Below are 16,996 nucleotides of genomic sequence, written 5' to 3'. Positions count from 1 at the left end.
CCCCTTTGGTCAGATTAATATAAAATAAATGCCTGTTCGGAATGCAAAAATACAATCCAACAGGCATGTATTTTTAGTGCTTTATGTAACAGTCATTGAAACAAATATGCTAAGGCAGATCAGGCACATTGACGCGCAGCTGTTTCTGTCAAATTCAAAGAAATACTCTATTCCTTTTCAATCCCAAAGACTTGTAAATGATAGTCCTTTGAGGTCGATAATGTATCCGAAATCACTTTACGCAGTTCCATTTTTAATATAGCTAAAATAGTGAAACTCTCCCTTGGAATGTGGGGATCTGTCCCCCGCTTCTCTATAGTTTATAGTTTGGATAGATAAAACGGTATAAGTTCTACTTCTATTATTATAGTAATTACTTTAGGGAAAATTTACTAACTGTTTATCGCAATTCATTGTATAGTAGAGAAAAGTGGAGTTTGTAAGCAAGGGGGTCAAGTTGTTTCAATTGTATTATAAGCCAAAACTTATATAATTCCTGCTGAGGGATTGATGCTATTGTAAAAGTTACAATTGGAGGTGTTGTTATGAGACTAACAGAAAGACGACAGTTTGACCCTGAAGACGGTACCCATAAAAACGTTTATCAATTTAACAACACGAAAGATTTTGACGCGATGGGTAGTTTCGGAATGGAAGTGATTGAGGAAGTTTTCGATTTTGCTTATGGTATGAGTTTTGGTCAACAAGGCCACCATCGTAATCATCGATCAGGCGGAACGGCTAGAAGAGGAAATGGTGCCATTTTTGCAGATGCTTTTCAAGGTAAACTTGCAGAATTCGCTTTATATCAAGTTTTACAAAACCATGGAATTGATGTTGAAAGACCGGATACAGAGATGTTTGGTGAAGGTGAATGGGATTCTAGTGACTTCACTTACGGTGGCAAAAAAATTGCAGTGAAATCAACCAAAGCGTTTGGACAGCTGTTGCTGCTAGAAGCTGAGGACTGGAATAATGAAGGTCTATATGTTCCTAACTTAGGAACGGGTGACGAATTTTACGATTATTTTGTTTTGGTTCGGGTCGATCCATTCGCTGAAAACCTATTGATGCAGAATAGACTCTATTTTACACCTGATGTTCCTGAAGATGAATTAAGGCAAATTATATTGGCTGAAGAGTTTTCTTTTGATCTTCCTGGTTGTATGACAAGAAACACACTCGTATGGATGATTGAAAACAACTATTTTATTCCACAACATGCCTATATCAACCGTATAGCAGAAAAAAACAAGCTAGATGCTGACAACTACTATTTACAGACTGGAGATTTACACGATGTAAACAGAATGATCCAAGAGCTGTAACAAATATAAAGATGGTATCACTCGCCCTACTGCTTTTACTTCCTTTAAAGTCATCCTCGTATTGAGCATATGAACCTACCTTGACAAAGTCTATTCGAAACCGCTCGGCCGACAGCTTTGTGATCTTCTAAGCCGAATCGATGCCCACATTGGAGAACATGACGCAACAGCCAATGACATAATCACCTACTCGAATGCTTAGTAAAGACTTAATTTCACAAACCACAGATCATTTAAAAGCAAGACCCCTGCTCTGGAAAGTGTGCTTTGCCAAAAAAATAGAAGGCAATTTTATAAGATTGCCTTCTACCATTGCATAATTAAATTAATTAGGTACTAATTCGGATTTATCATCTTGCGGTTGTTTTGCTGCTTCTACCGCTTTTAACATTTCTGTTGCGATTAATTGTGCTACGTCTACAGACACCGCGTTCCCTGCTTGTTTGTAGAGCCTGCCGTCAGAAAACGGACGTCCTTTATAAGTCTCTGGTAATTTGTAGCCATTACCAACAGGAAAACCTTGTAGTTTAAACGTCTCTGCAGGTGTTAATTTCCTTACACCGTCTTTGACTTTAATAAGTGCCACATTGTGGCCGCCCGTTCCCATATTGGCAGTAAGAGTAGGACATACTCCGTTCATGTTCTTTCTAACATACATCCCTCTTCTAACTTGATAAAACTCATACTCTTCTGTAATTTCTTCATCGATATTAATCCGATGTTCTTTTCGAATTTCTTCATCGATATTTTTATATTCTGTTTCGGTTAAAAAGTAATCAGGATATTTTTCTTTCGTATAATAGTATTTGCCAGCCACTGATTCTGATAAATGTAAGTCTAGCACACTCTTAATATCCTCGATTCTTTTCTCATCATTTCGTTCCACTTTATAGTCTTCAAGGTGGTTAAACATGAGGAAGTTCTCAGCTTCTTTAGAGTCTCGAAAAGCGATAATGTAAATTCTCTCTCTGTTTTGCGGCAATCTCGTATACTCTTTTGTATTCAACACCGCTTCTTTTACAGTGTACCCTTCTTCTTCCAGCTTTTCTTTTATAACTCTATAGGTTCTTCCCTTGTCGTGAGACTTTAAGTTTTTTACATTTTCTAAGAACAGCATTTTCGGCTTATCGTGCCTTTGTCCTAATTGTTGGATCAGATCAATAATACTTAAAAAGAGATTGCCTCTTTCATCATCAAATCCTTTTCTATATCCGGCAATGCTGAACGCCTGACAAGGAAAGCCCGCAGTAAGGACATCAATTTTATGGTGTAAAAGCTGTTCACGTTTTTGATAATATACTTCTCGTTTTTCCTCATCTTCTTCACGATCCGGTTGTAAGATTTTTTCAATGTCTCCATCAATCATTGCATGGTTGAAATTCGTCTTGTACGTTTCTACAGCATATTCGTCGATTTCATTGGCCCAAACCATTTTATATGAATTGTCTGCGAAGGTTGCATTTTTAAACCCTAAACAAATACCACCGACACCAGCAAATAAACTAGCAACTTTAAATTCCATCTAGCGGTTCTCCTCTACTTGTTATTCCTATATTTTATCACTATTCATGTGAATTTCATTTATTTTGTTTTTTCATACAAATCTTTTCTTAGTTTAGTTCTTTTCTAGCTATTTTATCTTACTATACTAGAAATATAAATGGTAATCCTAAGTTTTATAGCTACTTAACTAGCACACTTGTCCTTTTTTATTATAGAACAATTGTTCGTAAATTTCAATCGTCAATCTCGTTATTTTCCTACCCTCTACAAAATCAACAACGGTATAAACAAGTCTTGGTGCTTATTGACTCTTGCTTCTGGCATGGCTGCCCCATTCACGGGAATATACCAAAGACAAACCGAGACTATTGGATGAATAAAATAACTCGAAATAAGGAACGCGATGAAAGTGTAAACGCCTATTATTTGGAAAATAGTTGGAACGTGATGCGCGTTTGGGAACATGAAATAAAAGAAGATTTAAATGAGGTTGTTGATCGGATTGAAGCATTCGTACTTGCTGCTAAAGAAACTATTCATTCAACAAGAGGTGGCCCTATTAAATGTCTAGAAAGCAGCATTTTACATTGAAGTGAAATGCTGTTTCTTTCATTTTTCTAATACGAATGCGGCTATCCAACTTAGTGGGGCTACTAGTTAATCTTAATATGCTAGGCTGCATTCGCTGATTACATTCAAACCATTCCCTATTTGCATACGAAATACTTAAACCAATAACCGCGCGAGATTTTTTGCTAAGCGGACTGAGAGGCCTCTATTTGTGAAAAAATCGGTAATTTCACGATCGCAACGGACTGAGAGGCCCTTATCCAGCAAAATTCCGTTGGTTTTCACGTGATTCATAGGAAATAAGGTCTTGTGAGTCCGCTAACACCTCTAGAATGGCCATTTTCATCGAAATAAGGGTCTCTCAGTCCGCGAAAGTTGCTGAGCGCCTGCATTTGTACCTTCTCAAGAAGCACAGGAATGGTTCTTTTGCTTTGGTCGTTTAACGAAACAAAAGAAGATCAGCCCACCACTCACACGCCATAACTCAAGTCAGAAACGATTACCCTGCAGCATAAGATATCTAATCATTATCCCTGACGGAAAACCGATCACTGCGAAAACAGTTATTAAATCCCCCTCCCCCTTATTAACTATCCCTAAATTCCTAAATCATCGCCAATTTTATGTACTCTTTTAACACCCGTCTCCAACCAAACTCTCATTTTTGCATTTTATGGATATAATTGTAATTTGAAGCTCCATTTTTTACTATTATCCGCTAAACTAATGGGTAGAGTTGTATTTAGGCATGAAGGTTCAGGAGGATATAACATGAAAATAAAATCAATCGTACTAGCAATCTCTTTAATAATACCACCACTCATGATCGGAGGATGTAATGCAATGGATGAAATCACAGAGACACCCGAAGAACGACATGCTAGAGAAGCGTATGTCAGTGTAAATGACTACACTGGCGAAGAAAAAGATTTACCTGATGGGCAAAGAAACGATCCTATCGCAAAAGAAAAGTTCGAGGAAATTGCAGAGGCCACACAACAGTTTTTTCTAGAGGAATATAAAACAGAAGTCGTCGTTCATAACGCTGTTGGTGCAAAGCATGGGATTATGGTGTTTGTCGAATCACCAAATGAGCCTAAATTCCACACCTTTGCGATGATGCCTGTCGATGCAAATGAAGAAAAGATCTTTCCTGAAGATATTTGGACAGTGGAAAATGTTGTAGAACGGGATCTTTTCTCTGGAATGTTAGCGATGGTGATGAAAGAAGAGCTTCAGATACTTGAAGAATACTTTAAGGAATTAACGGTGATATATCCAGTTGTAGGTATACGAAAGGAAGCAATAAACAATGCGACAAAAAATGGTTATACAACTCCGTATTATTTTATTGCTCACTCAAATTTGTTAGACGTTTATCCACAAATTAATGAGCTCTATTTTAATAACCCGAATATTAGTAAAGAAGAATTAAAGGAGAATTTTGATATTATGGATTATGAAGCAGATAACTTTCATTTTGCCATAGATTTATATATGAAAGAACCAAATTCAGAGCCAGATGAAGAAATATTCCAACAAATTATTTCAGATATTGAAACAAGAGAAGGCTTTCCTAGAGGACATTATTCCATCTTTTTACACGATAATAAAATTAACAAGTACTCAGGAATTGGTAGTAAAGACAACAGTTTAAGGATTATAAGTCCTAATGGAATAATTAGGAATTAGGGGGGAATCATGAATAACCTGATTATACCAAAACTTACTATGAATACAACGACTGATCCAGAACTTGTTCAATTAGCGGGCCTTCATGCTTATCTTGAACATCGAGAACTTAACAGGATTGAAATTAATAAATCAGAATTCCTAGTTTACCACACCAACTACAACCATCCCACCGGCCTTGATGCTTTAACTTTGCAGAACGTCAGCACGGGTGAATTTATTATGGCCTTTGTTGGTACGAATGTACATGCCGAACACGGAATGCAAGATTTGAAGACCAATGTGCGGTTATTAAATGAGCCCACCTCCCCCTTATTAACTATCCCTAAATTCCTAAATCATCGCCAATTTTATGGACTCTTTTAACACCCTTCTCCAACCAAACTCTCATTTTTATATTTTATGGATATAATTGTAATTTGAAGCTCCATTTTTTACTATTATCCGCTAAACTAATGGGTAGAGTTGTTTTTATGCATGAAGGTTCAGGAGGATATAACATGAAAATAAAATCAATCGTACTAGCAATCTCTTTAATAATACCACCACTCATGATTGGAGGATGTAACGCAATGGATGAAATCACTGAGACACCCGAAGAACGACATGCTAGAGAAGTATATGTCAGTGTAAATGACTACACTGGCGAAGGATACCGCCTGCCAGACGGACAATTAAATGACCCTATTGCAAAGGAAAAGTTCGAGGAAATTGCAGAGGCAACCCAAAGTTTTTTTCTAGAGGAATATAAAACAGAAGTCACCGTTCATAACGCTGTTGGTGCAAAGCACGGAATCATGGTGTTTGTTGAATCACCTAACGAGCCTAAGTTTCACACCTTTGCGATGATGCCGGTTGATGCGAATGAAGGAAAGATTTTTCCTGATGATATTTGGACAGTCGAGATGCAGGTAGAGCAGGCACTTTTTGGTGGATTGCTGGCAATGATTCTGGAGGATGAGTTTTCAACGCTTGACGAATACTTTGTAAAACTCATTGAAAAATATCCAATTGTCGGATTAAAACAGGAAGCTATTAATAAAGTTAAAAAATCAGGATATACAACACCCTATTATTTTATTCAACCCTCTTTGTTAGAGGAAGAACTAAATCAAATAAACAGAGTATACTTGGATAACCCAAATATTTCTAAGGAGGAATTAAGAACTTATTTTGACAAAAATAGTTATGACGCAGAGAAATTATCATTCGTTGTTAATTTATACATGAATGAACCTGATGTTGAACCCGATGAAGAAATAATTAATATGTTGATAAGGGATATAACTCATTCTGAAGAGGTCCCTAGGGGAAGATATACTTTTTTTCTACATGATAATACTATCAGCATGTTTACGGGTATAGGGAGTAAGGATAATTCACTTCGCGAAGGTCAGCTTGAACATATTATTAAAGATTAAAGGGGGGAAAGCAAAATGAACAATTTAGCTATACCGTCTGTTAATACAAATATGAATTATGATTCTCAACTAGTTGAACTTGCTGGCTTACATGCATACTTCGACTATGATGAAGGAGTAATAGTACATACGAACGGTTCAGCATATGAAGTTTACCACACCAACTACAACCACCCCACCGGCCTTGATGCTTTAACTTTGCAGAACGTCAACACGAGTGAGTTTATTATGGCCTTTGTTGGTACGAATGTACATGCCGAACACGGAATGCAAGATTTGAAGACCAATGTGCGGTTATTAAATGAGCCCACCCCTCCCCCTTATTAACTATCCCTAAATTCCTAAATCATCGCCAATTTTATGGACTCTTTTAACACCCTTCTCCAACCAAACTCTCATTTTTATATTTTATGGATATAATTGTAATTTGAAGCTCCATTTTTTACTATTATCCGCTAAACTAATGGGTAGAGTTGTTTTTATGCATGAAGGTTCAGGAGGATATAACATGAAAATAAAATCAATCGTACTAGCAATCTCTTTAATAATACCACCACTCATGATTGGAGGATGTAACGCAATGGATGAAATCACTGAGACACCCGAAGAACGACATGCTAGAGAAGTATATGTCAGTGTAAATGACTACACTGGCGAAGGATACCGCCTGCCAGACGGACAATTAAATGACCCTATTGCAAAGGAAAAGTTCGAGGAAATTGCAGAGGCAACCCAAAGTTTTTTTCTAGAGGAATATAAAACAGAAGTCACCGTTCATAACGCTGTTGGTGCAAAGCACGGAATCATGGTGTTTGTTGAATCACCTAACGAGCCTAAGTTTCACACCTTTGCGATGATGCCGGTTGATGCGAATGAAGGAAAGATTTTTCCTGATGATATTTGGACAGTCGAGATGCAGGTAGAAAGTGCAATTTTTAGTGGACTATTTGCAATGATGATAGAGGAAGAGCTAAAGATATTGGATGAGTATTTTAAAGAATTAACGAATAAATATCCTGTCGTGGGTATTCGCCAGGAAGCAATGAATAATGTTACAAAATCAGGTTATACAACACCCTATTATTTTATTTCGCATTTACTTGTTAATGATGAATTTTTACCCATCCTTGAGCTTTACCTAAACAATCCTGAAGTTAGTAAAGAGGAATTATTAGATCATTTTGATGTAATGGAATATGATGCTGAACAAGTCAATTTTGCAATCAATCTATATATGAAAGAATTTGATACAAAACCAGATGAAAAGCTATTTCAACAAATCCTCTCAGATATCGAAACTAGAAACGAGTTTCCACGTGGCAGCTATTCAATAAGGCTATATGATAATAACATCAATAAGCACACTGGAAATGGAAATAGAGATAATAGATTAGTTATTCGAGGCTCTAATAAGATCATGAGACAATAGGAGGGAGATTATGAATAACTTGATTATACCCCAAGTCATTACCTATACAACGACTAATTCAGAGCTTGTACAAATAGCTGGTCTTCATGCTTATATTGAATATAATGAAGAGGATACAATAAGACTGGCTGCTTCAAGTTTCAGTGTTTATGACACCAACTACAACCACCCCACCGGCCTTGATGCTTTAACTTTGCAGAATGTCAACACGGGTGAGTTTATTATGGCCTTTGTCGGTACGAATGTACATGCCGAACACGGAATGCAAGATTTGAAGACCAATGTGCGGTTATTAAATGAGCCCACCCCTCCTCAATTGCGTGCAGCCAACGAATATTATTTACAAATGCAAGCCGAACTTGCAAAAAGCGGGCATTCCATTTCCTATGTATGTGGGAACTCACTAGGCGGCGCACTCGCAAATAGCGTGGCGGTGAAAAACCCTGAGGTAAAGTCAGTCACGATTAATCCTGCCTTGTTGCCTTCGGGGTTGGTTGTACAAGATGCTGAATATCCTAACATTACAAATTATATTAGTCAGTATGATATCCTCAATTTAAGTATTCGTGCCGGACAACTTGATCACCGCGTACCCGGCAATCAGTATGATATCTATCATGGCATTCCTTCTTTAGAAGCATTAGGTCCTAATCATACAGGCTATGTACGTCAAAACGGGCAACACGTCCCCTATTATGAGAGCGGCGAACCAGGAACCATTGATTATGTAAAAATATATATGGATGCCCATGAGCATATTGTGACAAGTATCTGGACAGGAGAACCACTATATGGGGGTAGATCGATTCCTATCCGTATTGACCGTGAACATTTACTCAAACTCGGTGATGGATTGGAAACGAAAGTAATCGAACGGCTGAAAAGAACACAAACCTATATAAACAGCTCTGTTGCCATCGTCGAAGCTGAAGGAGCAGACATCGACAAACGATTAAACACCCTTCGCACTGTTTTTCAGGAGATGATACGGCGAGAAACCAATCAGCTGCTTAATGAGAAAAATAGAAGACTGAAAGAAATGGTTGCTGCATTACATACGATCTTAAACCAATTAGAAACAAGGTGCCGTTCACTCAATTATGTCCTGAATTCTCCTCCAATGGAACTGTTCGAATTTCTTGCAAGAAAAGACATTAGCGTGGAAAGCATTTGTCAAGAAATCCGAAACAAGCTCTATGAATTAGAAGATATGGTTGATAGACTAACAGACGGGCTCCACAACATTACAATGGATCGCCTTGCAGAAGTCCTTCGAGGTGGTCAAAACAAATTCTATGATTTTGTAGTGGGAGAACTGAAGTCGCATTTGTACATTGTCCAGCAAAATCAGGAGCGAGCGATCACACAACTGTCAGAGTATCAGTCTCAAGTTGTTGCGACTGGAGAGAAATTTCATCTCCTTGATCTCAGTTTGAGTCAAAGAAAATCGATAAGTAGTGCTCTAAATTTATCTGATGTACTTAAGACAAGTGCCGTTCAATTGGAAGAGTCCCCCTACTTAATGATGCATATGAGAATAAAAAAGATAGCAGTAGCTGCAGCGACAACGACCTTTAAACAAAGTACAAATCCAATCATTAGTGGAATAACCTCAAGTTTGGATTTCATCCTTCGAACCATCGAAACCCTTGGAAACAGCGCTAGATTTTCAATTAACACAGCAACAAACCTTGCACTTTACGGTAATGTACCTGGCTTAGCCATGAGCTTATTTTCCGATTACGATACACGAGTGAAAAACGCTGTCAATAATGCCCTATACCCACTAGATGATTTATTGGAAACCATTAAAGGCATAAGAAACGGCTTGTCAGCGCTCCGAGATAATTACCCGACCCTGGTGGATGAATTGAGACCTTATATTGACTCCGCCATTTTTAGTAAACAACGCTTCCAAAACGTGACACTCTACAACACCGCTGCTTGCTCTATTCTAAAAGAAATGGAGCTACTTTTTAATGATATAGTGTATCAATTGTCCCATAATCAAGGAAAAGCCATTAAAGCACTTCAACTAACTGGAAATAGTGTACGTCAAAATATGGGCAAACTCGAAGAACAGTTGGAACGTGGAACACTTTACGGATGATCCATTTAACTGGAATTCGCCTATATTTGAACCTGTTCGAGGTCTGTCCCCCACTGGGTAATACTTTACTGGAGTGGAGGTCAGACCCAGAATTCTGAATGAGTGGAAAACACTGTCAATAATGCGCTACACCCAATTGCTAAGCGGACTGAGAGGCCTCTATTTGTGAAAAAATCGGTAATTTCACAATCGTAACGGACTGAGAAGCCCTTATCTAGCAAAATTGCGTAGGTTTCCACGTGATTCATAGGTAATAACGGCTTCTGAGTCCGCTAACACCGCTAGAATGGCCATTTTCATCGAAATAAGGGCCTCAGAGTCCACTTACGTTACATGCACCACTCGTCAAAGCCATCAAACCATTTTTCAGCCGAGCTACAGACATTAGCGGTCTATGGGATCGAGCCCAAATCGCCTACCTTTCCGCTAAGTTCCTACCTCCACTTCAATCGATACGTTACTGCCAACGATTGTCCATGCCTTCAAACAAACGGCTTTCACTCTAAGCAAAAACGGATTATTTCATTAATACATTTCATTTTTCCCTAACTTAAATTTAACTTATGAGTAACATTCAATTATTGCTCATCACTTTAAGTAATTCGTCTCTATAATACTTATTCTTCTATTATGTATATTTTTGTACTATACAGCACTTATCATGGATAATTTCAAAATTCCTTACCAATAATAAAATTAAAAAGGGTGGGATTTATTTTATGTTGACGTCAAAAGAACATTTGGATGCCCTTGATAAAATAACCTCAATGACTGAAAAACTAACCCAAACCCAGCTAGAGTTTTGGCAACAATATTCCCATATTGATACCTGGGGTTTTAAGATCGTTTTATTTATGTTTATAATTCCCTTAGTTTTTTTGTATTTTGTTATAGATAGGAAGAATATTTTTCTCTTGGGTTTTTATGGTACGAACATTCACATTTGGTTCAGTTATATTAATATAGCAGGTGTTAAACATGGTTTTTTCAGTTATCCCTTTGAGTTAATTCCATACATTCCTGGTAACCTATCCTTAGATGCCGCTTTAATTCCAGTTGTGTATATGATTATTTATCAATGGACAATAAACCATAAGAAGAATTTTTATATTTATTCTATTGCGTTGTCACTCATATTAGCCTTTGCATTTAAACCTATTTTGGTACATCTAAATTTATTTGTTTTAAATAAAGGGACTAATTATTTTCATCTATTTATTTTGTATTGCATCATATTTTTATTTTCAAAGCTTATTACAAACCTTTTCTTGAAGATGCAAAATTCCCCTAAGTATAGAGAGGTATAACAACGTACATCTCTTTTTTGTGGGCGTAATTACCAAAATAGATAATTCTGTCAGTGGTTCTAGTGCATAGTTTACGTCAAAAAATCAACAAACCAGCGTACCTAGTCATCTGTGAATAGGGTACGCTGGTTTTCCTATTGCCTTTCAATGTAACAGAAGTTTTTAAAACAACCCTAACTCGCCCCTTTTTCCCATTGTTCATCAGTTGGTGTTTCCGTTTTCGTCACTTTAAATCCAAGAATTAAGGAGACAAAGGTTAATGCTGCAATCATCCCAAAGGCAACGATCGCACCAAAGATATCTGGGTTTGCAATTTGCGGGAAGTTAGAACCCGCTCTTTCAGCGGTTGTCATGGCTGTGACCAGCAGTCCCGTTCCAATCGACGCTGACATTTGGCGAATCGTATTTGTCACCGCTGACCCGTGGGGAATCAGCTTTCTTGGAATTTGATTTAATCCGGCAGTGTTAACTGGCATCATCACCATCCCGAAGCCGAACATCCTGATCGCATACATCACACTTAAATACAAAAGCGACGTGTTTGTATCAATGAACAAAAAGGCAAACGATGAAATCGTCATAATGATCAGGCCAGGTATCGCTAACACCCGCGCACCATACCGGTCAAACAGTCGTCCAGTAATTGGTGCCATAAACCCTGTAATCAAGGCTCCCGGAAGCAACACCATTCCTGCTTCGACGGCTGTAAACTCGCGCATATTGTACATATATAGAGGAATGAGTGTCTCCAGTCCAATTAGACCCAAAAAGCCAATGCTACAAATAATGGTTGATAGGGTAAACATTTTCGCTTTAAACACCCGGAATTCGAGCATCGGGCGCGCTAACCCTAGCTGGCGTCGAATAAAAATGTAAATCGTCAGTGAACCTAAGACAAGGAAAAGCAGCGTTTGCCAGTTCCCCCAACCGTTATTCCCTGCACTGGTGAACCCGTAAAGAAGTCCTCCAAAACCAAAGGTCGATAACATAATGGAGACCGGATCGACTTTCGGATTTTTAAGCTCGGTCACATTTCTCATAGTAAAATAAGCGACAATTAACATTAATATCGCTAACGGTAAAATCCCGTAAAACATGTAACGCCACTCATAAGTGGTCACGATCCATCCCGATAACACCGGACCGATCGCTGGTGCAAAGGAAATCACAAGACCAATGTATCCCATCGCGGTCCCTCGTCGCTCCACAGGGAAAATGAGTAAAAAGACCGTCTGCATTAAGGGGATCATCACCCCTGCCCCCATCGATTGAATAATTCTCCCAGCAAGCAGCACAGGAAAATTCGTCGCGACAGCAGCAATTACCGTTCCGAACGTAAAAATTCCCATCGCTGACAAGAACAGCTGCCTCGTCGTAAACTTTTCAATGAGAAATGCTGAGATCGGGACCATAATCCCCATCACCAGCATAAATACCGTTGTCAGCCATTGACCGGTGTTGGCCGTAATATTCATTTCTATTATCAATGGCGGAATCGCCGTAATCATGAGCGTCTGGTTCAATACAGCTATGAAAGACCCAACAAGCAGCAACCCTGCAATAAGTACCTTATTATAATTCTGATTATCCACGATGCAAAACTCCTGATCTACTAAGTTAATTTCCTGTCTATAAGTATATCTTAATAAGTATATTTCGCAATTCGAAATATATTCCTATACAGTGCAAATTTGATTCAGATGATATTATTCTAACATAATGCTGTAGAGGATGGATTTTATAAAGTAAAATGTGATCAACAAATTTAACTACAAAATAGAGTAGGGTAACCACTTACGTGGCTACCCCCTCATCAAACCGTACGTGCCCTACTAAGGCATACGGCTTACCAATGTGTTACTTGAATTATTTATAAGTCGCTATACGTTGGGCATAGTTCATTTTACGTGTTCGTTCAGGAGAGAAATAGTTCTCTCCTTTTTCTTTTGCTCTTTCTACGGCTCTTTTGTACTTTTTCTTTTGTTTATCTTTCATATATTGTAAGTAGTCGTATAATTGATAACCGTACTGCTTGCCGTAGTATTGAAGGAAAGACGGGATTAGTCCTATCATGGCGAAATACTCAATATTCCATTTGGTAGTCATTGCCCAGCCTTTCCGTTGGTTGGGGTGTTTGTGAAGCATAGCTACTCTTAGCCTTTTCCTTATATAAGCGTCAATGGCGAGTAGCTCCCTACCAAATGTATTGAAGTAACAGCTACTTTTAAGACCATATCTCTTATTTTCTTCTAAGGCTTCCCAAAGTGTGAGAAAGTAATTTACTTTCCCTCTAATAATAGGATTTACACGCTTCATCCATTCCTCTTTGCTGAAAGTAAGTGTTTTTCTCGTTTTCATTTTGATTTTCTGGCGAAAATCTTTCCAAGTGCTCTCTTTTGGTTTCGCTATGTAATAAGGTTTTCCGTCCTTCTTTCGCTTTCTCCAATGTTCGAAAGTAAAACCGAGAAAATCAAAATCATCATCATTAAAGTTGACGACCTTTGTCTTCTCTATCGATATCTCTAAACCTAACTCTTTTAGCTTTGCTTTCGTGATTTGTTCCGCTTTCTTAATGTCCTCTTCTGTTTTCGCAAACAAAAGAAAATCATCTGCGTAGCGCACAAATCGTATATTGTTCAAGTCTAATTCCCAATCCAGTTCGTTTAGATAGATGTTCGCAAGTAATGGACTGATCACGCCGCCCTGTGGAGTGCCAGAATTAACTTGATTGTATTTTCCTTCTTCCATGTAACCAGCTTTTAACCAACTCCATACCATATCTAGTGTTGTCCCATCGGCGATATACTTGTTTAACACCTTCATCAGTTTCTTATGTGGAATGTTATCGAAAAAGCCTTTGATATCGCAATCATAAATATAGTTATACCCTTTTTCAATATTCCACATAATGATTTGTAGAACTCGTTTCGCTCCTCGATTGGGGCGATAGCCACAAGACCAATTATGAAAGATGGATTCTTCAAACTTTGGCTCTAACACATGGACGATCGCTTGTTGTACAATCCGATCTTCTACATTTGGAATACCAAGAGGACGTCTATCACCGTTCTTTTTAGGAATGTAAACTCTTCGAACAGGAGATGGTTGATATTCTTTCTTTCGTAGCTTTTCTAATAGAGTATCGAGATTTTCATTCTCTTTACACTCATAGCTTTCAATCGTTACCTTATCAATTCCACCAGCACCATTATTCGCTTTTACTTTTAGCCATGCTTCTTTCAGCTTACGGTCAAACAGGATTTGACCATAAATACTATGCCATTTCATTTTCAACTCTTCATTCAAGCTTATTCCACACCTTTCACTGTGTACGTCCAGTTCGTTTTTACCGAAGTAACGTTTTCTGTTTTCATTACACATCTTTACAGCTGTAGAGCCACAAGGTCGTTCCCCTTCCGTTCAGAATTTGTTTTGGTCAAATCCCTACTACCGTACTATGGGAACGTCTGACTTCTCCATCCATGATGATCATTTCGGATTACCCTTATAGATCATCATCCTTTTCAGGGAAGATAGAGATCTCACGGGGTTACCGCATTTTCCTTCTATGCATACCCACTACCTTTCACAGAACAAGCTCCTATTTGTCGACTGGTTCTTTGGCAAATAGATACCATAAGGCAGGCTTCCCATTATTGTCGGATGGTCGCCAACTTGTCCCGCCGCTTCTGTAGTTCACTATTCGTTTGGGTCTGCATATCCGCCTACAGTCCTCTCGGTTTCCTGCATCTCCTTCAGACAACACTTCACAGCGATGCCCTAGATTAGGCTTCTTGGGTTGTACCAGCACTCCCAAGTAAGGACTTTCACCTTCGTGACATGAATCTTCTGGGATTCGGGAGTCGTTTTTACCGAAGTAACGTACTCCAACCTTTAACAATTCATTTGTGTATTTAAGCTACACAAGATGCGACTGCCCGTCGCACAACAACAAACCCTCTTGTTTTGCAAGAGGGTAAAAATTCAAATGTATAGTGGTTTCCTTGTTTTTCCTATAGTCTCCTAAACCACTATCTTACCATTTAAATATAATAATTTGATCTTAATATTTACCTTTATAGTCTTTGTGTGTCCATATGTTGTAACACTACAAGGTCAGACCCTACATGCCCTTTAATCGGTTTGCGGAAGAAGGATTTTAAATTCAGTGCCTTTTTCCAATTCACTGTAGACTTTAATTTTTCCTCCCATACCTTCAATTATCCGATAAACGACCATCATACCTAGTCCTGTTCCGTTTTCTTTAGTTGAATAATAAGGATCACCTATACACTCGATTTGATGTTTTGACATACCTATTCCAGTGTCTGCAATGGTAATTTGTACTTTGGATTGTCCTTTTATTATTTTACATTTAACAGTTAATGTACCACCATTAGGCATTGCTTCAATACCATTTTTTATTAGGTTCAAGAAGGATTGGTGTAACTTCTGGACTTCACCTGTGACGTAACAATTGTTTTCCAATTCACTTACAATGTTTATATTATTCATATTTGCCATTGGACGAATGATCTCTATTGAACGATATAAAATTTCATCGATTGATAAAGTTTCCACCTTATTTTGGTATGGTCGTGCAACAAGCAAGTAATCACTTATTACACTTTCCGCTTGCTTTAACTCCTGTTTAGCAAGTTTAAGTAATTCCTTACGTTTTTCTTCATCTTTAACTTCATCTTTTAGTAGCAGTTGGATTACTCCACTGGTAGTCGTCAATGGATTTCTAACTTCATGAGCAATAGATGCAGCTAACTGACTAATAACCTCTGATTTCTCATTACGTATCATTTCGTTTCTAAGTTGATAGTTTTGTAACATCATTTCAATTAAATGAATAAAGATAATTACTCCTACCACATGGATTATAGTGAAATTTAACCAGAAAACAATATCAAAAAAAGCAAATGAACCAAACAAAATTGCCGTTGAGATAAACAAGAGCAGTACTGTAAGAAGCATGAAACCTATTGTCGTCAGATATCGTTTACGTATAGACATTTCCTGATAATGTTTCCAGGTGAAACACCCAGATACATACAAGATGAGATAGGTGATTAACACGGCCCACACACCTTCACCACCTATAGCAAAACGATATGAAAGAAGAACTACTAATAAAATAGCTCCCATTCTCGGGCCACCATAAAGCAATCCAAAAATAAAAGGTATTGTACGAAAATCAAAAATAAGACCCTTCGTCAATTCAAAGGAAAATGATAAAGCAAGGATTATACAAACACTAAGCAAAACGATCATTACTCTTTTAATCATTTCTTCACTTAGATTAAACTTTCGTTCCATTATGTAAAGGTTAACAAGAAAAATTGGGGTAATAATCAACATAAAGTTGATAAGTAAATCCTTGGTTATGAGTGACATTTAAATCCAACTTTCTATCTATCTCTAATAGTTTCATCACAACCATAATAACATTTTAAGATTAAAGTTCTAACCTTTTTTGAAATATAAAGCAGAATAAATCAATAATCCAGGGGACGTCTCTCTTGCTACAGTTATTTTGCAAGACCAAATAAGCAAGAGCTCCCCTTGCTTCATATCAAATGTAACTGTGACAACCAGTGATTTGTTAAGGAACCTACCTGAGGCTTTAT

At 37.8% G+C, this 16,996-nt stretch carries 12 protein-coding genes and 1 pseudogene; 9 read left to right on the top strand and 4 right to left on the bottom strand.

Annotated features, from left to right (window positions below; all coding sequences use genetic code 11):
• Positions 1-545 precede the first annotated feature (545 nt).
• The gene (locus N7Z68_RS12700; RefSeq protein ID WP_275118846.1) at positions 546-1,328 is read left to right on the top strand and encodes a hypothetical protein; all 783 of its coding nucleotides are present in this window, start codon (positions 546-548) and stop codon (positions 1,326-1,328) included.
• Positions 1,329-1,653: 325 nt separating this feature from the next.
• On the opposite strand, the gene dcm is transcribed toward N7Z68_RS12700, so the two are convergent.
• On the bottom strand, positions 1,654-2,850 hold the full coding sequence (dcm, locus tag N7Z68_RS12695) for a DNA (cytosine-5-)-methyltransferase (protein WP_275118845.1): 1,197 nt from the start codon (positions 2,848-2,850) through the stop codon (positions 1,654-1,656).
• A 353-nt stretch (positions 2,851-3,203) separates the two neighbouring features.
• On the opposite strand from dcm, the gene N7Z68_RS12690 reads away from it, so the two are divergent.
• From N7Z68_RS12690 to N7Z68_RS12655, 8 genes and pseudogenes are all read left to right on the top strand, one after another.
• Complete coding sequence (locus tag N7Z68_RS12690; RefSeq protein ID WP_275118844.1) at positions 3,204-3,422, top strand: PDDEXK family nuclease; 219 nt, start codon at positions 3,204-3,206, stop codon at positions 3,420-3,422.
• A gap of 750 nt (positions 3,423-4,172) precedes the next feature.
• Positions 4,173-5,093 (top strand): DUF1672 family protein, encoded by a 921-nt coding sequence (locus tag N7Z68_RS12685; RefSeq protein WP_275118843.1) that lies wholly within the window; start codon positions 4,173-4,175, stop codon positions 5,091-5,093.
• Between the two features lie 9 nt (positions 5,094-5,102).
• Positions 5,103-5,411, top strand: a pseudogene (locus tag N7Z68_RS12680) (SA1320 family protein); the annotation flags it as partial.
• A gap of 182 nt (positions 5,412-5,593) precedes the next feature.
• The gene (locus tag N7Z68_RS12675) at positions 5,594-6,514 is read left to right on the top strand and encodes a DUF1672 family protein (protein WP_275118841.1); all 921 of its coding nucleotides are present in this window, start codon (positions 5,594-5,596) and stop codon (positions 6,512-6,514) included.
• Between the two features lie 15 nt (positions 6,515-6,529).
• Complete coding sequence (locus N7Z68_RS12670) at positions 6,530-6,841, top strand: hypothetical protein (RefSeq protein ID WP_275118840.1); 312 nt, start codon at positions 6,530-6,532, stop codon at positions 6,839-6,841.
• A 181-nt stretch (positions 6,842-7,022) separates the two neighbouring features.
• Positions 7,023-7,943 (top strand): DUF1672 family protein, encoded by a 921-nt coding sequence (locus N7Z68_RS12665; protein ID WP_275118839.1) that lies wholly within the window; start codon positions 7,023-7,025, stop codon positions 7,941-7,943.
• Positions 7,944-7,953: 10 nt separating this feature from the next.
• Entirely contained in the window at positions 7,954-10,053 is a 2,100-nt protein-coding gene (locus N7Z68_RS12660) for an SA1320 family protein (RefSeq protein ID WP_373323141.1), read from the top strand.
• 719 nt (positions 10,054-10,772) lie between these two features.
• Positions 10,773-11,360, top strand: a complete 588-nt coding sequence (locus tag N7Z68_RS12655) for a CBO0543 family protein (protein ID WP_275118837.1) — start codon at positions 10,773-10,775, stop codon at positions 11,358-11,360.
• A gap of 173 nt (positions 11,361-11,533) precedes the next feature.
• Here N7Z68_RS12655 and N7Z68_RS12650 read toward each other — a convergent pair whose 3' ends face one another.
• From N7Z68_RS12650 to N7Z68_RS12640, 3 genes are all read right to left on the bottom strand, one after another.
• Entirely contained in the window at positions 11,534-12,952 is a 1,419-nt protein-coding gene (locus tag N7Z68_RS12650) for an MDR family MFS transporter (protein ID WP_373323140.1), read from the bottom strand.
• Between the two features lie 274 nt (positions 12,953-13,226).
• Positions 13,227-14,666, bottom strand: coding sequence for a group II intron reverse transcriptase/maturase (gene ltrA, locus N7Z68_RS12645; RefSeq protein ID WP_275118836.1), 1,440 nt, complete (start codon positions 14,664-14,666; stop codon positions 13,227-13,229).
• Positions 14,667-15,494: 828 nt separating this feature from the next.
• A complete protein-coding gene (locus N7Z68_RS12640) occupies positions 15,495-16,640 on the bottom strand; it encodes an ATP-binding protein (RefSeq protein ID WP_275118989.1) in 1,146 nt (381 codons plus the stop codon).
• Positions 16,641-16,996: the final 356 nt, after the last annotated feature.

Source organism: Alkalihalobacterium chitinilyticum (genome assembly GCF_029028005.1).
Lineage (GTDB): Bacteria > Bacillota > Bacilli > Bacillales > Bacillaceae_F > Alkalihalobacterium > Alkalihalobacterium chitinilyticum.
Note: the sequence above shows the minus strand (reverse complement) of the source record. Positions and strands in the feature narration are given on the sequence as shown.